Annotated in this window: 18 protein-coding genes; 16 read left to right on the forward strand and 2 right to left on the reverse strand. The window is 40.4% G+C overall.

Annotated elements, in window-relative coordinates; all coding sequences use genetic code 11:
* Positions 1 to 54 precede the first annotated feature (54 nt).
* The 7 genes from AXK38_00535 to AXK38_00565 all read left to right on the forward strand — a co-directional run bounded on the left by AXK38_00535 (position 55) and on the right by AXK38_00565 (position 7,324).
* Entirely contained in the window at positions 55 to 1,317 is a 1,263-nt protein-coding gene (locus tag AXK38_00535; protein AMH87882.1) for a phosphoribosylamine--glycine ligase, read from the forward strand.
* A gap of 188 nt (positions 1,318 to 1,505) precedes the next feature.
* The gene (locus tag AXK38_00540; GenBank protein ID AMH87883.1) at positions 1,506 to 1,997 is read left to right on the forward strand and encodes a phosphoribosyl carboxyaminoimidazole mutase; all 492 of its coding nucleotides are present in this window, start codon (positions 1,506 to 1,508) and stop codon (positions 1,995 to 1,997) included.
* Positions 1,984 to 3,072, forward strand: coding sequence for a 5-(carboxyamino)imidazole ribonucleotide synthase (locus AXK38_00545; GenBank protein ID AMH87884.1), 1,089 nt, complete (start codon positions 1,984 to 1,986; stop codon positions 3,070 to 3,072). Before AXK38_00540 ends, AXK38_00545 begins: the two co-directional genes overlap by 14 nt.
* An 18-nt stretch (positions 3,073 to 3,090) precedes the next feature.
* Complete coding sequence (locus AXK38_00550) at positions 3,091 to 4,230, forward strand: hypothetical protein (protein ID AMH87885.1); 1,140 nt, start codon at positions 3,091 to 3,093, stop codon at positions 4,228 to 4,230.
* Between the two features lie 167 nt (positions 4,231 to 4,397).
* On the forward strand, positions 4,398 to 5,654 hold the full coding sequence (locus tag AXK38_00555; protein ID AMH87886.1) for a hypothetical protein: 1,257 nt from the start codon (positions 4,398 to 4,400) through the stop codon (positions 5,652 to 5,654).
* 73 nt (positions 5,655 to 5,727) lie between these two features.
* Positions 5,728 to 5,955, forward strand: coding sequence for a phosphoribosylaminoimidazole carboxylase (locus AXK38_00560; protein ID AMH87887.1), 228 nt, complete (start codon positions 5,728 to 5,730; stop codon positions 5,953 to 5,955).
* A gap of 70 nt (positions 5,956 to 6,025) precedes the next feature.
* Positions 6,026 to 7,324 carry an adenylosuccinate lyase gene (locus AXK38_00565; protein AMH87888.1) on the forward strand — a complete coding sequence of 433 codons (1,299 nt, stop codon included), beginning with the start codon at positions 6,026 to 6,028 and terminating at the stop codon, positions 7,322 to 7,324.
* A gap of 56 nt (positions 7,325 to 7,380) precedes the next feature.
* Here AXK38_00565 and AXK38_00570 read toward each other — a convergent pair whose 3' ends face one another.
* On the reverse strand, positions 7,381 to 11,382 hold the full coding sequence (locus AXK38_00570) for a beta-N-acetylhexosaminidase (GenBank protein ID AMH87889.1): 4,002 nt from the start codon (positions 11,380 to 11,382) through the stop codon (positions 7,381 to 7,383).
* Positions 11,383 to 11,684: 302 nt separating this feature from the next.
* The gene (locus AXK38_00575) at positions 11,685 to 12,401 is read right to left on the reverse strand and encodes a GntR family transcriptional regulator (protein ID AMH87890.1); all 717 of its coding nucleotides are present in this window, start codon (positions 12,399 to 12,401) and stop codon (positions 11,685 to 11,687) included.
* 319 nt (positions 12,402 to 12,720) lie between these two features.
* Here AXK38_00575 and AXK38_00580 point away from each other — a divergent pair, with 319 nt between their 5' ends.
* From AXK38_00580 to AXK38_00620, 9 genes are all read left to right on the forward strand, one after another.
* Positions 12,721 to 14,508 carry a beta-galactosidase gene (locus tag AXK38_00580; GenBank protein AMH87891.1) on the forward strand — a complete coding sequence of 596 codons (1,788 nt, stop codon included), beginning with the start codon at positions 12,721 to 12,723 and terminating at the stop codon, positions 14,506 to 14,508.
* On the forward strand, positions 14,505 to 14,981 hold the full coding sequence (locus AXK38_00585; GenBank protein AMH87892.1) for a PTS mannose transporter subunit IIAB: 477 nt from the start codon (positions 14,505 to 14,507) through the stop codon (positions 14,979 to 14,981). Before AXK38_00580 ends, AXK38_00585 begins: the two co-directional genes overlap by 4 nt.
* Before the next feature lie 26 nt (positions 14,982 to 15,007).
* Positions 15,008 to 15,913 (forward strand): PTS fructose transporter subunit IIC, encoded by a 906-nt coding sequence (locus AXK38_00590; GenBank protein AMH87893.1) that lies wholly within the window; start codon positions 15,008 to 15,010, stop codon positions 15,911 to 15,913.
* Entirely contained in the window at positions 15,900 to 16,721 is an 822-nt protein-coding gene (locus tag AXK38_00595; GenBank protein ID AMH87894.1) for a PTS fructose transporter subunit IID, read from the forward strand. The genes AXK38_00590 and AXK38_00595 overlap by 14 nt, the downstream gene beginning before the upstream one ends.
* Positions 16,722 to 16,790: 69 nt before the next feature.
* Positions 16,791 to 17,129 carry a PTS fructose transporter subunit IIA gene (locus AXK38_00600; GenBank protein AMH89586.1) on the forward strand — a complete coding sequence of 113 codons (339 nt, stop codon included), beginning with the start codon at positions 16,791 to 16,793 and terminating at the stop codon, positions 17,127 to 17,129.
* A gap of 99 nt (positions 17,130 to 17,228) precedes the next feature.
* Positions 17,229 to 18,395, forward strand: a complete 1,167-nt coding sequence (agaS, locus tag AXK38_00605) for a tagatose-6-phosphate ketose isomerase (GenBank protein ID AMH87895.1) — start codon at positions 17,229 to 17,231, stop codon at positions 18,393 to 18,395.
* 115 nt (positions 18,396 to 18,510) lie between these two features.
* A complete protein-coding gene (locus AXK38_00610; GenBank protein AMH87896.1) occupies positions 18,511 to 19,548 on the forward strand; it encodes a galactose mutarotase in 1,038 nt (345 codons plus the stop codon).
* A 207-nt stretch (positions 19,549 to 19,755) separates the two neighbouring features.
* The gene (locus AXK38_00615) at positions 19,756 to 20,610 is read left to right on the forward strand and encodes a glyoxalase (protein ID AMH87897.1); all 855 of its coding nucleotides are present in this window, start codon (positions 19,756 to 19,758) and stop codon (positions 20,608 to 20,610) included.
* A 149-nt stretch (positions 20,611 to 20,759) separates the two neighbouring features.
* Complete coding sequence (locus AXK38_00620) at positions 20,760 to 21,017, forward strand: hypothetical protein (protein AMH87898.1); 258 nt, start codon at positions 20,760 to 20,762, stop codon at positions 21,015 to 21,017.
* Positions 21,018 to 21,158: the final 141 nt, after the last annotated feature.

Consider the following 21,158-nt stretch of genomic DNA (forward strand, 5'->3'; position numbering starts at 1 on the left):
AAAACGAACGTTTGTGTTATAATATTAGTAAATAATTCGCAAAGAGGTTGTAAGATGAAGCTGTTAGTTGTCGGTTCGGGTGGTCGTGAGCATGCGATTGCTAAAAAGTTACTTGAATCAAAAGACGTTGAAAAAGTATTTGTAGCTCCTGGGAATGACGGTATGACTCTGGATGGGTTGGAATTGGTAGATATCTCTATTTCCGAACATTCTAAATTGATTGAGTTTGCAAAAGACAACGATATCGCTTGGTCCTTTATCGGGCCAGATGACGCCCTTGCGGCTGGGATTGTGGATGATTTTAACCAAGCAGGCCTCAGGGCTTTTGGTCCGACAAGATTAGCAGCGGAGCTGGAGTGGTCCAAGGATTTTGCCAAGGAAATCATGGTCAAATACGGCGTTCCGACAGCAGCTTATGGCACATTCTCAGATTTTGAGGAAGCCAAGGCCTATATCGAAAAGCAGGGTGCGCCTATCGTAGTCAAGGCGGATGGCTTGGCGCTCGGGAAAGGTGTCGTTGTTGCTGAGACAGTCGAGCAAGCGGTCGAAGCAGCTCACGAGATGCTTTTGGATAATAAATTTGGTGACTCAGGTGCGCGTGTGGTTATTGAGGAATTCCTTGAAGGAGAGGAATTTTCTCTCTTTGCCTTTGTCAATGGGGACAAATTCTACATCATGCCAACGGCTCAGGACCACAAACGAGCCTACGACGAGGACAAGGGTCCTAACACTGGTGGGATGGGTGCCTATGCGCCAGTTCCTCATTTACCACAGAGTGTAGTTGATACAGCGGTTGACACCATTGTCAAGCCAGTCCTCGAAGGGATGATTAAAGAAGGTCGCCCTTATCTGGGAGTTCTTTACGCAGGGCTTATCTTGACAGCTGATGGACCTAAGGTTATCGAGTTTAATGCTCGCTTTGGAGATCCTGAAACCCAGATTATCCTACCTCGTTTGACATCTGACTTTGCCCAAAATATCACAGATATTCTGGATGGCAAGGAGCCAAACATCACATGGACGGACAAGGGTGTGACACTTGGTGTAGTTGTCGCATCCAATGGGTACCCGCTAGACTATGAAAAAGGTGTCAAGTTGCCAGCTAAAACCGATGGCGACATCATCACCTACTATGCAGGGGCTAAGTTCGCTGAAAATGAGCAAGACCTTCTTTCAAACGGTGGCCGTGTCTATATGCTCGTCACCACAGCAGACACCGTTAAAGAAGCCCAAAGTACCATCTACCAAGAACTCGCCCAACAACAAACAGAAGGCCTCTTTTACCGAACAGATATTGGAAGCAAGGCTATTCGATAAAGATATAAGAAGAAGCGACGAAGTCGCCAAGTACGATAATGGTCGCCGTGGTGAAAAGACCTGAATAACATCTGTTCTGGCCGGGGGAAACTTTGAGACTTTAGAATCAAAGTTTAGGAATGAAACCAAAGGTTTGCTTCCGTCCCTCACAACCTAAAGTGATTGAAAAAAGAAAGAAAAGGAAAATTATGACCAAACCAATTATTTCCATCATCATGGGCTCAAAATCCGACTGGGCCACCATGCAAAAAACAGCAGAGGTTCTAGACCGCTTCGATGTAGCCTACGAAAAGAAAGTTGTCTCTGCCCACCGTACACCTGATTTCATGTTCAGACATGCCGACGAAGCTCGTAGCCGCGGGATCAAGGTCATCATCGCGGGTGCTGGTGGTGCCGCACATTTGCCAGGAATGGTAGCGGCTAAAACCACCCTTCCAGTCATTGGTGTACCTGTCAAATCACGTGCCCTTAGTGGCGTGGATTCTCTTTATTCGATTGTGCAGATGCCGGGCGGTGTACCTGTGGCAACTATGGCTATTGGGGAAGCGGGTGCGACAAATGCAGCGCTCTTTGCCCTCCGTCTCCTTTCAGTAGAGGATCAGTCTATCGCGACAGCATTGGCAGATTTCGCAGAAGAGCAAGGAAAAATCGCAGAGGAGTCGACGAATGAGCTCATCTAAAACAATCGGAATTATCGGTGGCGGCCAGCTAGGTCAAATGATGGCCATTTCTGCTATCTACATGGGCCACAAGGTTATCGCGCTGGATCCTGCGGCGGATTGCCCGGCCTCTCGCGTGGCGGAGATCATCGTGGCTCCTTATAATGACGTGGATGCTCTGCGTCAGTTGGCTGAGCGTTGCGATGTCCTCACCTATGAGTTTGAAAATGTCGATGCCGACGGATTGGATGCGGTTGTCAAGGATGGGCAACTTCCACAAGGGACAGACCTGCTTCGCATTTCGCAAAATCGTATTTTTGAAAAAGATTTTCTCTCAAACAAGGCCCAAGTAACGGTGGCTCCTTACAAGGTTGTGACTTCTAGCCAAGACTTGGCAGATATGGACCTGTCGAAAAACTATGTCCTCAAGACTGCGACAGGTGGCTATGATGGGCATGGACAAAAGGTCATTCGCTCGGAAGCAGACTTGGAAGAAGCCTATGCGTTAGCTGACTCAGCAGCTTGCGTTTTAGAGGAATTTGTCAACTTTGACCTTGAGATTTCTGTCATCGTGTCTGGTAATGGTAAGGACGTGACGGTTTTCCCAGTTCAGGAAAATGTCCACCGTAACAACATTCTATCTAAGACCATTGTTCCAGCTCGAATTTCTGAGAGTTTAGCAGACAAGGCCAAAGCCATGGTAGTGCGAATCGCAGAACAACTGAACTTGTCTGGAACACTTTGTGTGGAAATGTTTGCGACTGCTGATGACATCATTGTCAATGAAATTGCGCCACGTCCACACAATTCTGGTCACTACTCGATTGAAGCCTGTGATTTCTCTCAATTTGATACCCACATTTTAGGCGTTCTGGGAGCACCATTGCCAGACATCAAACTACATGCGACAGCTGTCATGCTCAATGTCCTCGGCCAACACGTCGAGGTTGCTGAAAAATATGTCACAGAAAATCCAAGCGCCCACCTCCACATGTATGGTAAAATAGAGGCGAAGCACAACCGCAAGATGGGGCATGTGACTTTGTTTAGTGATGTGCCAGATAGTGTGGATGAATTTGGGAAAGGGATTGATTGAAGAGGTGAGTTTGAAAGAGTGTTCTTAAATTTTAAAAAATTTTATAGTTTATGTAGTATTGGATTATTTTTATTAGCAGTATACTCAAATAATAAAATTTTATTATTAATATCCTTCATACTACTTCTATCTATTTCTAGATATTATTATATTAAAATAGATGATCCATTTAACAATATAAAGGATTTAATTAAAGAAGTAAGGGATAAAAATTATTTTTACATTTTAGATGAATCTATGAAAACAGATATTGAAAAAAGAAGAATTATAGATAAAAAATTATTCGAATTTTCGTCTTTTATTATCATGATAATAATGAGTGTGTTTGCATTAATTCTTATTTTTTTTTCAAATGAAGCTGTTATATTCGTTCTAGGAATAATAAGCTACATTTTATTTTTTGTAGATTTGATGATATATTTGTTGAGATATAGGTACTACTGGGTGAGCTTCCAATATTACTTAATTCCAATAGCAGTTTCAATATTAATTCTTAATTCCTTTGATGATATTCAAAAGTTTAGTGTAATTTTATTTTACTTTTTTTTAGTGCTTGTTTGTTACCTTGCTCTAACAATTGTTTTACCTCTCCCCTACCTAAGAAAAGTTTCGAAAAGCACATTTTTTGTGGGAGTTATCTTATCGGTTACTATTCCAATAATCATTAATAATTTTTTAAATCCATATATGGTAGATACAATAAAAAAGAGTATCCAAATTGTTGTAACTCCAGAAATGATAGAACAAATTGGATTACCTAAAGAAATAAATGAATACTTTAGCAATAAACAATTAGCTGAGATTATTAGTCAATATAGAGAGATTGTTATAGATGTAAAATTGGATGCTGAGAAAGAGGTGTTTACAACCATTGGAAATATGTGTATTTCATCTTATACTTTAGGGACAATAATAATAAATTATAAGATAAAGCTCGGAGACGATATTGCAAAAGATAAATATAGACAGCTAAGTAAATACACTGGGATGGATTTGTATAGGGAAATTCGTGGTTGTGTATTTTATGGTGGTGAAAATTATAAAGATAAAATAATGGAAAATGAAAACTATGAAAAATTAGTGCAAATAATTGAATCAAATAAAAATATCCCCAAGCAAAATATTCCAGATACCTTTTTTTTAAGAATGTTACTATGATTACATTTGTGAAAAGGTGAAAGCTAAGTTTGAAGAGCTGGTTACTCAATACTCTGAGAAACATTTAGCGATATATGATTTGTTGTTGGATGTCTATTTTAACACTTTATCGAACTACCCATCTGTGTTTATTTGGAAAAGAGGGGGTGAGTAAGGAAAGGAAATTGATGAAAAAAGTATACCTTGATGAATCTGGTAATACAGGCGGTATTGCTGAAAAAAATGGAAAATTTAATATTGGGCAACAAAATTATTTTGTATATGGTGGAGTTATTACAGATGAATCAGAGGAACCTCTTCTATTAAGTCAATATTCTCAGTTTAAGTTAGAACATAAATCTATTCAAGATGAGAAAAATGAAATAAAAGGAAATGATCTCTTTATAAACAAAGAGATGAATAATAGAGCATTAGAAGATTTTATTTCTAATTACTTAGATAGCAGTCATTTTTATGTTAATATATACGACAAATATTTTTATATTGCTACTGAATTAGTTATTAGCATTTTAGGTTTTGAATTTCGTGATAAAAATCTAGCATATTTTTATGAATTGATAAATTCGTTATTAAAATATGATGGCTTTTTGCAGATTGAAAATCTGTTTTTAAAAGCTACGAATATAGATAAATCGGATTTAAAGGAGCGTGAGAAAGCTTTACTAACAGCATTGAGACAATTTCGTAAATTGATTCGAAAAGATTCCCAATTTGAATTTCTTAACTCGAGAATAAAGAAATTAATTAAAGATAAGCAATCAATTTCTCAGATATCAAATTCGATTTTATATAAAGGGGCTTATACTCAAGATCGCAAAATTAGTAATTTAATAAATTTAACTGCATTAGGAGAGCTATTAGTACAACTAATCAAACAGGGTAGAATTTATGAGAATAGCTCTATTATTATAGATCCAATTTGTAGTATAGATGAAGTTATACTGAGTGAGTTAGCAGCTACGTCATTAGATGTACGTATTTCCGAGGGAAGCCATGTTGATGAATTAATTCAATATGCAGATAATGTAGTTTCAGTTGTTTATAAGTCTTTTAGTAATATTATCAAAGACTTTAAAAATAAAGGTACTTCTTGGACAATTAGCACGAATAATATTTGGAGTTTGCTAGTATTTTCATTTGTCTTATCAAAAATAGATTGTAATAATATAAAATTCACGTTATCAATTGATGATTGGGCGTTTTGTTTAGCAATCGCTAGATTACAATTTGGAGTTGCGGCCTTAGAGCAAAATTCGAATATGAATCAACTTGTATCAGTAATTACACAGTTATTAAGTAGTAATCTATCGAAAATAAATGAATCATTTTGGATAGAGTATCAAAATTCACGTAGTCTGATTATTAATAATTATAACAGTATGAATTATAATGTTTTAGAAGATTTGAATCAATTGCTTAATTAAAAATAAAAAAGAAAGGAACAAGGGCACCTATATTCATTAAAACTGAATACGGGCTACGGACTTTATCAATTATATGATACAACTCATTGTCAACGCATTTGTTGAAAAAGATAATACTGGAGCAGTCGTCGAAGTCTTGTATGCTAGTAGTAATCACGAAAAGGTGAAATCTAAGTATGAAGAGTTGCTTGCTCAATACCCTGAAAACTATTTAGCAATTTATGACTTGCCACTGGATACAGACCTTAATTCATTGGAACATTACCCGTCTGTATGGATTGGGAAAGAAGAATTTGAATAATTTGGCTAATCAATGTTCTATGCTTTGTTTTCACATCGTGAAGTAGAAAAAGAAAGGAAAAATTAACAACATGATCAACCGTTACTCTCGCCCTGAGATGGCGAACATTTGGAGTGAAGAAAATAAATACCGTGCTTGGCTTGAGGTGGAAATCTTGGCTGACGAGGCATGGGCTGAGTTGGGGGAAATCCCTAAGGAAGATGTGGCTTTGATTCGCGAGAAGGCGGACTTTGACATCGACCGTATTTTGGAGATTGAGCAGGAGACGCGTCACGATGTGGTTGCCTTCACACGTGCGGTTTCTGAGACGCTTGGTGAAGAGCGCAAGTGGGTCCACTATGGGTTGACTTCTACCGACGTGGTGGATACTGCCTACGGCTACCTCTACAAGCAGGCCAACGACATCATCCGTCGTGACCTTGAAAACTTTACCAACATCATCGCTGATAAGGCTAAGGAGCACAAGTTTACCATCATGATGGGTCGTACCCACGGTGTGCACGCTGAACCTACAACCTTTGGTCTGAAATTGGCGACTTGGTATAGCGAAATGAAGCGCAACATCGAGCGTTTCGAGCATGCGGCTGCTGGTGTGGAAGCTGGTAAGATTTCTGGTGCGGTTGGAAACTTTGCCAACATCCCACCATTCGTTGAAAAATATGTCTGCGACAAATTGGGTATTCGTGCTCAAGAAATCTCTACACAGGTCCTTCCTCGTGACCTTCATGCTGAGTACTTTGCAGTTCTTGCTAGCATCGCGACTTCAATAGAACGTATGGCGACTGAGATTCGTGGTTTGCAAAAATCAGAACAACGCGAAGTGGAAGAATTCTTTGCTAAAGGGCAAAAAGGGTCTTCAGCAATGCCTCACAAACGCAACCCTATCGGTTCTGAAAACATGACAGGTCTTGCGCGTGTTATCCGTGGTCACATGATTACGGCCTATGAGAATGTCGCTCTCTGGCATGAACGCGATATTTCGCACTCATCAGCTGAGCGTATCATCACACCAGATACAACCATTTTGATTGACTACATGCTCAACCGTTTTGGAAATATTGTTAAGAACTTGACTGTCTTCCCAGAAAACATGATCCGCAACATGAACTCGACTTTTGGTCTTATCTTCAGCCAACGCGCTATGTTGACCTTGATTGAAAAAGGGATGACCCGTGAGCAAGCCTATGACTTGGTACAACCAAAAACAGCTTACTCTTGGGACAATCAAGTAGACTTTAAACCACTTCTTGAGGCAGATCCAGAAGTAACATCACGTCTCACACAAGAGGAAATCGACGAAATTTTTAACCCTCTTTACTACACCAAACGAGTGGATGATATCTTTGGACGTCTTGGACTTGGTGATTAATTAAAAAATAAACAGCGAGGTTCATAATCTCGCTGTTTATTTTTTATCCAAAAGACTTAGTCTTCTTTTCTTTTAGTGAGTCCGTAGGCTGCTAGTGTGGTCATGAGTCCTGCGACTACTAGTCCTGCAGAATGGTGACTTCCTGTTTCAGGAAGTTTTTTCTCTGTGGCTACAGGAGCTGGACCTTGAGGAAGAGCTTTGTTTTCCTCAGCAGGAACAGTTGTTGGAGCCGATTCGCCTGGAATCTCTAGTACTGATTTTTCTTCTACCGCAGGAGTTGGCACACTTGGGATTTCTTGTGCTGGTTTTTCTTCTTTGACAGCGGCTTGTCCGTTTTCATCGCCTACATGTGTTACCAGAGTTCCGACTTCGACTACTTGTGTAACAGCTTCCTGCGCTACGACACTGGTAACCAATGTTCTAACTTCAGTTCCGTCTGCAGCCGTAGTTACAGAATAGAAGTGACTTATACGACCGTTTACACCTTCTGTTAAGACACGAGATTGTCCTTTAGGCAATTGATTGGTTTCACGAGTGATGGTGGTGAATGGAATTTCTTCCTCTTGGACATCTAGTCTAGGTTTTGCATCACTAGTTGCTGCAAGACCACTTTCATCACCCTTGTGAGTTACAGGAGCACCAACTTCAACAACTTGGTTCACAGCTTCTTTGGTTACCTGGCTATCAAGAACGGTTTCTGTTGATTTCCCATTTTCTGTAAGAACAGAGATGTAAGAAGTACGTTCACCTAGAACTCCAGCTTTGACAACTTTTTCTTGTCCAGCTGGGAGATTTGGATTGTCTTTCTTGATAACTTCAAACGGGATTTCTTCTGTCTTCACAAGAAGTTCTGGTCGGTTTTCAACGTTAGCAGCCAGTTCATTTTCATCTAGGCTTCCTAAGTGAGTGGCAGCTGGTTTCAGACCTTTAAGGGCAGTCTTTAGTTTATCTACTAGTGCGTCTAGTTCAGCTTGTTTGCTGCGGTTGAGGTTAAGGTTGAGTCCATCTTTTGCTGCCTTGAGGGCTGCTAGGCTTTCTGCGCTATATCCGTCTAAGTTTGTAGGAATTTTAGCTAATAATTCACGGAGCGTATTATAATTAGCGCGGAAGTAGTCTTTGTTGTGGTCTGCAAAGGCAGTCATGAGTTTAAAGATTTCTTCTTCCTTGTATTCAGCGCTTGGTTTATCTGCCCAGATAGCAAGCATACTTCCGACTGTTGGAAGGTCTACTTCAGGATATTTGGTAGAAGCAAGTTGATTGAATGGAACTTTTCCAGAATTTTCAATTGCTTTTGAAAGAGGATAAGCTTCGTCTGGTTTGTGATTGCCTAAAACATAGTACCAATCCCCATTTGTATTCAAGAACTTATAGCCCTTGCTTGCGAGGTATTGAGGTGATGCAAGATTGTAGCCCCACCATCCTTTAGACCAGTAAGAAATCAAGACATCTTTGTCAAACTGAACATCGTCCTTATCCTCATAGTAGAAGCCATCGTTGAAGGCCATTGGTTGAAGCCCTCTTTCCTTGGCCATAGCAGCTAGGCTGTTAGAATAATCTGCGAACTTGTTATAGAGTCCATACCATTTGAGGTAGTACCAACCTTGGGCATTTGTCGCATCATTGGCATATTCATCGGTACCATAGTTGAAAATCTTTGATTTATCAGCAAAGTAATCCATGTACTTACCGATAAGCGCTTTGGTAAAGTTAAGGGCTTCTTGATTTTCAAGGTCCATGGTTGTTTTTGAAACTTTATCAAAGTTGGCTTGAGGATTCTTGATGCCGAGTTTTTCCATGGCAACCAGCATGGCATCCATATGTCCAGGACTATTGATAGCTGGAATCAGACCAATACCTTTTTCCTTAGCGTATTGAACAAGCTCTGTCACTTCTGCCTGTGTCAACGCAGTACCGTTTGGATCGTCGTAGTAAGCTTTCGTTCCTTCGATAATAGCTTTTTTAACGTCATCACTAGCATAGGTTTTTCCGTTGGCAGTAATGGTCATATCATCGAGTAGGAAACGAAGACCATCATTTCCTAGAAGGAGATGGGCATCAGAGTAGCCGAGTTCGCTAGCCTTATCTACGATACGTTTGAGTTGATCTAGAGAGAAGTATTTGCGACCTGCATCGATGGAAATGACTTTATTCTTATTAAGTTTTTCAAGTTCGCGTTTAGCATCTTCTTCTTTTTGAGCTTCTGGGGTGAAGATTAGCTGACTAATAGCTTCTTGAAGTTTTGCGATTGCTTGATCAATCGTGTCTTGTTGAGCACGGCTTAGGTTGCTATCGAGGGAACGGATTGCTTTTTCAGCTTCTTTGACAGCATTAACGCTTTCTGTTGTGTAGCGCTTGAGGTCTGCTGGAATTTCTTTCAGTGCTTGTTCAGCAGACTGGTAGTCTGCTGCGAAGTATTCAGCGTTGGCATTTGCAAAATGACGCATGAGTTTGAAGAGGCGAGATGGGGAATAACGTGCAGATGGTGTATCAGCCCAAGCGGCTACCATACCACCGATGAATGGAACATCAGCTCCTTCTGTTTTTGGAACAGAAGTGATTGGTGTATTTTTAATACCATTGAGCCCCTGATCGAGATTGTACCAACCTTGGCTGTCAGCATTTCGTCCGAGGACGTAGTACCAAGCATCGTTGGTATTAAGGATTTGGTGGCCCTTTTCAGCTAGTAGTTTAGAAGAAGCAACATCGTAGCCACCCCAACCACCAGTCCACATAGAAACGATGATATCTTTGTCAAAACTACCAAAGCTTGTGTCGCTATTGTAGTAGATACCGTCGTTAAAGGCCATTGGTTTGAGACCGTGAGATTTTACAATACGAGCGAGGTCATTAGCGTAAGAGATGAATTTTTCATATCCTTTTTCAGGGTAACCTTCATTTGGATAATATTTATCAGCTTGAAGCACACTCCAACCTTTAGCATCTGTCGCATCATTGGCATATTCATCTAGTCCAATATTGAAAATTTCAGATTTGTTAGAGAAGTAGTGAGCGTATTTGTCAATCAGAGTTTTTGTGAAATCGACTGCTTGTTTATTATTTAAGTCAACAGTTCGTTCCGATTTTTTACCAAAATAATCAAAGTTAGGATTCTCAATGCCAAGTTCTTTCATAGCATGGAGCATAGCATCCATATGTCCAGGACTATTGACAGTTGGAATTACTCCAATTCCTTTATCTTTGGCATAATTAATCAAATCTGTCATCTGACTTTCAGTGAGATGGTTACCATTTGGATCATTGTAATAAGCATTTGTTCCATTTTCAATGGCGCGTTTGACATCATCACTAGAGTAGGTTTTATCGCCCACTTTCATAGACATATCATCCAACATGAAACGGAGGCCATCGTTACCTACCAAGAGATGAAGATCTGTGTAACCATATTCTTTAGCTTTGTCGATAATTTCTTTGAGCTGCTCAGGTGAGAAATATTTACGTCCGGCATCAATTGAAACGATTTTTCGTTTAGCTAATTTTTCATTTTGAGTTGCAGCGCGTTCCTTTCCTGCCTCTGTTGCTGGTTTATCAGCTTCTGCTTTCGTTTCATCTTTTTTAGCTGGTTTATCTTTGTCAGCTTCTGACTTATCAGTCTTGTCTGTATCCGACTCTTTAGAATTAGCCTCTTTCTGCTCTTCCTTTTTAGGGCTAGCTTCTTCTGCCTTTTTATCGGCAGCTTCTTTTTCAACAGAAGTTGGAGTTACCACTTCTTCTTTATCACTAGGAGTTGGACTAACTTCCTCTTGTGTTTTTTCCTCTGTTTTTGGAAGATTAGCTACCTTATCAGTAGCTGGAGTTTCTGTTTCTACAGTTTTTGGAGTTTCTGGTTGAAGCTCTGCTTTAGGTGTTTCCTCAGTAGTCAGATTTTCAGATGCTTGAGGGGAATCGGAAACCGTATGGATGGTCGATTGGCTTTCTGTAGTAGGAGTAACTCCATCGGCTGCAACAGCCTGTGCTTGGAAGGCAAATCCAATTAGAACAGAAGCTGCTCCTACAGCGTATTTACGAATGGAAAAACGTTGTTGTTTTTCTTGTTTCATTGCAAAACCTCCTGATTGTATTTTATATTGATAGCGTTTACATAAAACAACACCCTTATTTTATTTCTTATATTAACAAGAGTCAAGAGGAGACGATGGAAAACTATAATAAGTATAAAAACTAATAAAAATTAAATAAAGAATTCTATTTATTAACATATGCATATGTAGTGTAATTCAATCCTATTTCTATAAAATATTCTACAAAATATAGAAGGTCATACAAAAAGTAAGCGCTTTCTTATTATTGTGGTATAATATGTATAGAAAAAAGCCCAAGCGATTAGGCTTAGGCTTTATTCTTAGTGATCACGGTCACATGAAATGAATTTGATTTTGTAATAATCCGCTCGTTTATAAGTTTCGCTGTAAGCGAGAACTTGACCAGTAGACTCTAGCTTAGTAGTCTTGGTTTGTAAAACGGTTGGGAATTGCTCATCGACTCCGAGGACCGAAGCCGCATGTTCTGGAGTTGGAAATGCTATTTCATTGATTTCTTCAAAATGTTCATCATTCATGTGAATGTGGTAATCTGATTTGAAACGGTTATAGATAGAACTATAATATTCAAGATTTGGATAATTTGCGTTGATGTATTGTTCTGGGATATATGATGTGTGGTAGATGTATGCGACACCATTTGTTTCGCGGACACGTTCAATCTTGTAGTAGAACTGATCACCACGTAATCCAAGTTTTTCCAAGTAGTTTAGTTTATTTCCGCGTTCAATAGAAAGGACGGTCACCTTATCATCTTTAGTTTCAAAAACTTCTACATCTGAAAACTCTACGAGTTTGTGTTTGCGTGCGCGTGAAACGAATGTACCCTTTCCTTGTTGGCGGACAATATAACCATCTTTGGCAAGGTCGTTTAAGGCACGGACAACTGTGATAGAACTAACATCATACATTGCAATCAATTCAGCTTCAGTGTAAAATTTATCTCCACTTGCAAATTGCCCAGAGATGATTTTGTTCTTTAATTCATCTTTTATATATTGATATTTTGGAATTGCCATAATTTCACCTCGATTTTCCTTCTCCGTTAAAGATTTTACCATAAAAACGGAAAGAATAGTAGTCTTTTGAATAAAAAAATTAGAATAATAGACTATAAGGTTAATTTACATATAAAAAAGGAGATTTTATACATTTTTATACATGCTAGCTATTTGAAGCTCTATGTCTGTAAAATCTATATCTTTATAATTTTTTTGTGTAAAAGTTGGTAAAAAATGAAAAAAATTGTGAAAACCTATTGACAAATGCAGGATATTGAGATATATTTACTATATCAACAAATGAAAGCGTGAACTTTAATTGTCAGAAGGTAATAATATGACACGATTTGAGATTAGGGACGATTTCTATTTAGATGGAAAACCGTTCAAGATTCTGTCCGGCGCCATTCATTATTTTAGGATTCCGCCAGAAGATTGGTCTCATTCGCTCTACAACTTGAAGGCTCTTGGTTTTAACACGGTAGAGACTTACGTTGCTTGGAATCTACACGAACCCCGTGAGGGTGAGTTTAACTTTGAAGGAGCTCTGGATTTGGAGAGATTTCTCCAAATAGCACAAGATTTAGGCCTCTATGCTATTGTACGTCCGTCACCATTTATCTGTGCGGAGTGGGAATTTGGTGGTTTACCGGCTTGGCTCTTAACCAAAGATATGAGGATTCGTTCATCAGACCCAGCCTATATTGAAGCTGTCGGTCGCTACTATGACCAGCTCTTGTCACGACTGGTCCCACATTTGTTGGACAAGGGTGGCAATATCCTTATGATGCAGGTTGAAAATGAGTATGGTTCTTACGGAGAAGATAAGGCTTACCTGAGAGCGATTCGACACTTGATGGAAGAGCGTGGCGTAACCTGTCCCCTCTTTACATCAGACGGTCCATGGAGAGCAACTCTGAAAGCTGGAACCTTAATCGAAGATGATCTCTTTGTAACAGGGAACTTTGGTTCTAAGGCACCTTACAACTTTTCACAGATGCAGGAATTCTTTGATGAGCATGGCAAGAAATGGCCACTCATGTGTATGGAGTTCTGGGATGGTTGGTTCAACCGTTGGAAAGAACCGATTATCACACGGGATCCAAAAGAATTGGCAGATGCAGTTCGAGAGGTTTTGGAACAAGGCTCCATCAATCTGTACATGTTCCATGGTGGTACAAACTTTGGCTTCATGAATGGTTGCTCAGCTCGAGGAACTTTGGACTTGCCACAAGTTACATCGTATGACTACGACGCTCTTCTTGATGAAGAAGGAAATCCAACTGCCAAATATCTGGCAGTTAAGAAGATGATGGCAACACATTTCCCAGAGTATCCGCAGTTGGAACCACTCTACAAAGAGAGTATGGAGTTGGATGCTATTCCACTGGTTGAAAAAGTTTCCTTGTTTGAAACCTTAGATAGCTTGTCTAGTCCAGTAGAAAGTCTCTATCCTAAAAAGATGGAGGAGTTGGGACAAAGTTATGGCTACTTACTCTATCGAACAGAAACAAACTGGGATGCAGAAGAAGAAAGACTTCGTATCATTGATGGTCGAGATAGAGCCCAGCTTTATGTCGATGGTCAGTGGGTTGAAACCCAATATCAGACAGAAATTGGGGAAGATATTTTCTATCAAGGAGAAAAGAAAGCGCTGTCTAGATTGGATATCTTGATAGAAAATATGGGGCGTGTCAACTATGGTCACAAGTTCTTAGCGGATACGCAACGTAAGGGAATTCGGACAGGGGTTTGTAAGGATTTGCATTTCTTACTAAACTGGAAACACTATCCACTCCCACTAGATAATCCTGAGAAAATTGATTTTTCAAAAGGATGGACAGAAGGACAACCAGCCTTTTACGCTTATGACTTTACAGTCGAGGAGCCGAAAGATACTTACCTAGACTTGTCTGAGTTTGGTAAGGGAGTTGCCTTTGTCAATGGGCAAAATCTAGGACGTTTTTGGAATGTCGGCCCAACACTCTCGCTTTATATTCCGCATAGCTATCTCAAGGAAGGTGCCAACCGCATCATTATCTTTGAAACAGAAGGTGAATATAAAGAAGAGATTCATTTAACTCGTAAACCTACACTAAAACATATAAAGGGGGAAAATTTATGACAATTGTAGGATGCCGTATCGATGGACGTTTGATCCACGGACAAGTAGCCAATCTTTGGGCTGGGAAACTAAATGTTTCACGTATTATGGTTGTAGATGACGAAGTTGTCAACAACGACGTTGAAAAGAGTGGTTTGAAACTTGCGACACCACCAGGTGTAAAATTGAGTATTTTGCCAATTGAGAAAGCGGCAGCCAATATTCTTGCTGGTAAATACGATAGCCAACGTCTCTTTATCGTGGCTCGTAAACCAGACCGTTTCCTTGGTTTGGTAGAAGCAGGTGTACCACTTGAAACCCTTAATGTTGGGAATATGTCTCAAACACCAGAAACTCGCGCTATCACACGTTCTATCAACGTAGTGGATAAGGATGTGGAAGATTTCCACAAATTGGCAGAAAAAGGTGTTAAACTTACTGCTCAAATGGTTCCAAATGATCCAATTTCAGACTTTTTGAGCTTATTAAAATAGGAAAAAATTTTTAGGAGGTCATTGTTATGATACAATGGTGGCAAATTTTACTTCTCACTTTGTACTCAGCTTATCAAATCTGTGATGAGTTGACGATCGTTTCATCTGCAGGTTCCCCTGTATTTGCTGGTTTCATTACTGGTTTAATTATGGGAGATGTGACTACTGGTCTGCTTATCGGTGGTAACTTGCAATTGTTCGTTCTTGGGGTTGGTACCTTCGGTGGTGCTTCTCGTATCGACGCAACTTCTGGTGCGGTTCTTGCGACAGCCTTCTCTGTTTCACAAGGAATTGATACAGCACTTGCGATTACAACAATCGCTGTGCCAGTAGCAGCTCTCTTGACTTACTTCGACGTTCTTGGACGTATGACAACTACTTTCTTCGCTCACCGTGTGGATGCTGCAATCGAACGCTTTGACTATAAAGGTATCGAACGCAACTACCTACTTGGTGCGATTCCTTGGGCTTTATCTCGTGCCCTTCCAGTCTTCTTCGCGCTTGCCTTTGGTGGTGCCTTTGTACAATCAGTAGTAGACTTAGTTGAAGCCTACAAATGGGTTGCGGATGGTTTGACACTTGCAGGTCGTATGCTTCCAGGTCTTGGATTTGCAATCTTGCTTCGTTACCTTCCAGTTAAACGTAACCTTCACTATCTTGCAATGGGATTTGGTTTGACAGCTATGTTGACTGTTCTTTACTCATATGTAACAGGTCTTGGTGGCGCTGTTGCTGGTATCGTAGGTACTCTACCGAAAGATGTTGCTGAAAAAATTGGTTTCGTGAACAACTTCAAAGGTTTGTCTATGATCGGTATCTCTATCGTAGGTATCTTCCTTGCAGTGCTTCACTTCAAAAATAGCCAAAAAGTAGCTGTAGCAGCACCTTCTACACCATCAGAAAGTGGGGAAATCGAAGATGACGAATTCTAATTACAAACTTACAAAAGAAGATTTTAATCAAATCAACAAACGTAGCTTGTTTACTTTCCAATTAGGTTGGAACTACGAACGTATGCAAGCTTCTGGTTACCTTTACATGATTTTGCCTCAATTGCGTAAAATGTATGGGGATGGAACTCCTGAATTGAAAGAAATGATGAAAGTTCATACTCAATTCTTCAATACTTCACCATTCTTCCATACCATTATCGCTGGTTTTGACCTTGCCATGGAAGAAAAAGATGGTGTAGGTTCAAAAGATGCCGTTAACGGTATCAAGACAGGTTTGATGGGACCATTCGCTCCTCTTGGAGATACAATCTTTGGTTCCCTTGTACCTGCTATCATGGGGTCAATCGCAGCAACTATGGCTATCGCTGGCCAACCATGGGGTATCTTCCTTTGGATCGCAGTTGCAGTAGCGTATGACATCTTCCGTTGGAAACAGTTGGAATTTGCCTACAAAGAAGGGGTTAACCTTATCAACAACATGCAAAGTACTTTGACAGCTTTGATTGACGCTGCATCTGTACTTGGTGTCTTCATGATGGGTGCTCTTGTAGCAACAATGATCAACTTTGAAATTTCTTACAAATGGGCAATCGGTGAGAAAATGATTGACTTCCAAGACATCTTGAACTCAATCTTCCCACGCTTGCTTCCAGCAATCTTTACTGCCTTTATCTTCTGGTTGCTTGGTAAGAAAGGTATGAACTCTACTAAAGCTATCGGTATTATTATCGCACTTGCCTTGGCTCTATCTGCCTTTGGTAAATTTGTACTTGGAATGGGCGCATAATTTATGGCTAAATCATTAATTTTGGTGAGTCATGGTCGTTTCTGTGAAGAGCTTAAAGGTAGCACAGAAATGATCATGGGTCCACAAGACAATATTCATGCAGTGGCTCTTCTTCCAGAAGATGGCCCAGAAGAATTTACTGCAAAATTTGAAGCTGCTATTGAAGGATTGGATGATTTCCTAGTCTTTGCGGATCTTCTCGGTGGAACACCATGTAACGTGGTAAGTCGTTTGATTATGGAAGGTCGTGATATTGACCTTTACGCAGGGATGAATCTTCCAATGGTGATTGAATTTATCAATGCGAGTCTTACAGGCGCAGATGCGGACTATAAGAGCCGTGCTGCAGAAAGCATCGTGAAAGTCAATGACCTGTTAGCGGGCTTCGATGATGACGAAGATGAATAAGATGTGACAACGTGAAAATCGTTAGAACATTTTATATAGAATATACATGGGAATGGGGCTTACTCCCATTCCCATCTTTAATAGAAAAAGAGGAACTCAATGCTACATTATACAAAAGAAGACTTACTCGAATTGGGTGCAGAAATCACTACACGTGAAATCTACCAACAACCTGATGTATGGAAAGAAGCTTTTGAATCTTATCAAGCAAAACGTGAAGAAATTGTAGCCTTCCTACAAGGGATTGCTGATAAACATGACTATATCAAGGTTATCTTGACAGGTGCTGGGACTTCTGCTTATGTGGGAGATACCTTGGCACCTTACTTTAAGGAAGTTTATGACGAACGCAAATGGAATTTCAATGCTATTGCGACAACAGATATCGTTGCCAATCCAGAAACTTACTTGAAAAAAGATGTGGCGACTGTCCTTGTATCTTTTGCTCGTAGTGGGAACTCGCCTGAAAGTGTGGCGACTGTTGATTTGGCAAAAGCCTTGGTGGATGAGCTTTATCAAGTGACGATTACGTGTGCGGCAGATGGTAAATTGGCTCTTCAAGCTCATGGAGATGACCGTAATCTCTTGCTTTTGCAACCAGCTGCTTCTAATGATGCTGGCTTTGCCATGACTTCTAGCTTTACGTCTATGATGTTAACAGCTCTCTTGGTCTTTGATCCTACAGAATTTGCTGTTAAAGCTGAACGTTTTGAAGTTGTATCTAGTCTTGCCCGTAAAATTCTAGACAAGGCAGAAGATGTCAAAGAGCTTGTTGATTTAGACTTTAACCGTGTCATCTATCTAGGCGCTGGTCCTTTCTTTGGACTTGCTCATGAAGCTCAGCTCAAGATTTTGGAACTAACTGCTGGTCAAGTTGCGACTATGTATGAAAGCCCAGTCGGCTTCCGTCACGGTCCAAAATCTCTTATCAACGAAGATACAGTTGTTTTGGTCTTTGGTACAACAACAGACTACACTCGCAAGTACGACTTGGACTTGGTTCGTGAAGTTGCGGGTGATCAGATTGCTCGTCGTGTTGTGCTTTTGAGTGATCAAGCTTTTGGTCTTGAAAATGTCAAAGAAGTTGCCCTTGGTTGTGGCGGTGTCTTGAATGATATTTACCGTGTCTTCCCATACATCGTTTATGCCCAACTCTTTGCCCTATTAACTTCACTCAAGGTAGAAAATAAACCTGATACACCGTCTCCTACAGGTACCGTAAACCGTGTGGTACAAGGTGTTATCATTCACGAATATCAAAAGTAAGACAGTGTTTATGAATTCTTGACAAGAGGATTTGTAAATTATCAGATAAACCATAGATTGTCAGTCGGCTTTCTATGGTTTGTTTGCTTGAGAGAAATAGTAAAAGGAGAACAGAATGAAAGCATACACAGAGCGTGTATTTGGAAATGTTGAGGGTAAGGATGTCTTGGCCTATCGCTTTGAGACTGAGGCAGGTTATCAGCTAGAGGTCATGACTTATGGTGCGACCATCTTGCGCTATGTCACACCTGACAAGGCTGGAAATTTTGCCAACGTTATCTTGGGATTTGATGATTTTGATAGCTATGTAGGCAATAGTCCCAAGCATGGAGCGAGTGTAGGTCCTGTAGCAGGACGTATCGCAGGTGCGACCTTTGAGATCGATGGTAAGACCTATGACCTTGAAGTCAACAATGCTAGCAACTGTAACCACAGTGGTTCAACTGGTTGGGATTCTAGCTTGTTTGAACTAGTTGAAGTGAGCGACCATGGCTTGACTCTCTACACAGAGCGTACAGATGGGACAGGAGGGTTCCCTGGAAATCTCAAGATTTGGATCAGTTATCACTTGGAAGAAACTGGTGCCTATGAAATCAGCTACAAGGTAACGACCGATCAAGATACGCTGGTCAATCCAACCAACCACAGCTATTTCAACTTGTCTGGTGATTTCACGCAGACGATTGACCGCCATGTCTTCCAACTAAACACAGAAGGCATTTATCCAATCGCTCCCGACGGTGTTCCGTCCAAAACTCCAGATGCCAATCGTGACGTAGTAAAACACATCTACAATGGTGCCTTGTTGAAAGACATCTTTGCAGAAGAAGATGAGCAAATCCAACTGGTATCTGGTTTGGATCATCCATTTGCCCTTCCTGCAGGTCATGACAATGCTGGATTTCTTTATGACCAAAACTCAGGTCGCTTCCTGCTTTTCAAGACAGAGGCTCCTTGCTTTGTGGTCTACACAGCAAACTTTGTGGATGAAAGTGTTATCATAGGAGGCCAGCCAATGTTACAGCACAATGGGATTGCTCTTGAATCGCAAGCTTTACCAGATGCCATTCACAGTGACCTCAAAGACCAAGTGATTCTCAAAGCTGGTCAAACCTTTACAAGCAAGACACGTTATGAGCTTGTTGTGAAGTAAAAAAAGCTGGTCAAAAAGTCTTTAAAATTAAAATAACGCATATTGTCAGGTGCTGAAAAGTTTGATAATATGCGTTTTATTATGGAAATATTTACTTTATCTTATCCTGAAATGGCCTTATTTTTGAGTTGTCTGGCTTGACTTTCTTGATGGAAATTATATAATAGTTGTAATAAAAATGATTACAACTGAAAAAGAGGACTATTTATGACCTATGAATACAAGAGCCACATTTATTTAGCAGAGGTAGTTTTAAATGTAAAGGATTTGGCAAGTCAAACAGCCTTTTATCAGCAAATCATTGGTTTAGAAATCTTATCTCAGACTGAGACAGAGACGATTCTAGGACTTGATGGAAAGGCCTTGGTACACCTGATTCAAGCACAAGAGAGTGGACAAGTAAGGGAACATTATGGCCTTTACCATCTGGCCATTCTCTTGCCGACACGTAAGGCTTTGGCTGATGTTTTGAAACACCTGACAGACTTACAGATTCCTCTTGTCGGCGGTGCAGATCATGGTTACAGTGAGGCCCTTTACTTGGAGGACTTGGAGGGGAATGGTATTGAACTCTATCGAGATAAGCCAATTTCCACATGGGATATTCGAGAAGATGGACGCATTATCGGAGTGACGGAGGCTCTTGCTGCACAGGATATCTATGAGTTGGGGGAAAGAGTAGAGCCCTTTACTTTAGCCGAGGGTACGAGAATGGGGCATATTCATCTTTCTGTCAAGGATAGTCGAAAGTCCAGCCAGTTTTATCAAAAGGTGTTAGGGCTAGAGGATAAATTCAGTGTACCTAGTGCTAGTTGGATTGCAGCTGGAGACTACCATCATCATTTGGCTGTCAACGAATGGGGAGGAAAAGGCCTAGCTCCGCGTAAGCAAGGCTTGCCAGGCTTAGCCTATTATGTTATTGAAGTTGCAAGTAAAGAAGAACTATTAACGATTGCGCAGCGAGCACAAGAAGTTGAGGCACTAATCAAGTGGCTGACATCTAGCCAGCTGGAAATCACAGACCCAGATGGAATAGTGACTCGTGTTCGCTTAGATAGATAAAACTAGGAATTTCTATCAAGTTATCAGCATGGCTAGTTTGCCTTTTGAAAAGCCTGTGGTAACAGAACTGCGTGAGACGGATGGGCGAGAATTTTGACAAAGGAGCTTATTAGAGATATAATGAAGAAAAATCGAGCAAGGAAAAAGAAATGACAAACTCAAAGTATATTACTCGTTTGAAACGTTCAGAGGGTCAGTTGCGTGGGATTCAAAAGATGATTGAAGAAGATCGTGACTGTGCTGATATTGTGACGCAACTGACAGCCGTGAAATCTAGTGTGGAGCGCGTGATTGAGATGATAATTACCGAAAACCTTACTGAATGTATCAATCAGCCGCTAGATGATCCTGAAGCTCAAAAGGAACGCCTAGAAAAGGCTATCCGATACTTGATTAAACGGAAATAAAGAGATGAGAGTTGCAAAGATCTCTGCTATTAGAATAGTTTAATGTGAATCAAGAGAGGCTGGAAACAGTCTTTAAAATAAAAGAACGCATACTATCAGGTGTTGAAAACCTTGATAGTATGCGTTTTATTGTGGGGAGAT

The sequence above is a fragment of the Streptococcus mitis genome (genome assembly GCA_001560895.1).
GTDB lineage: Bacteria > Bacillota > Bacilli > Lactobacillales > Streptococcaceae > Streptococcus > Streptococcus mitis_Q.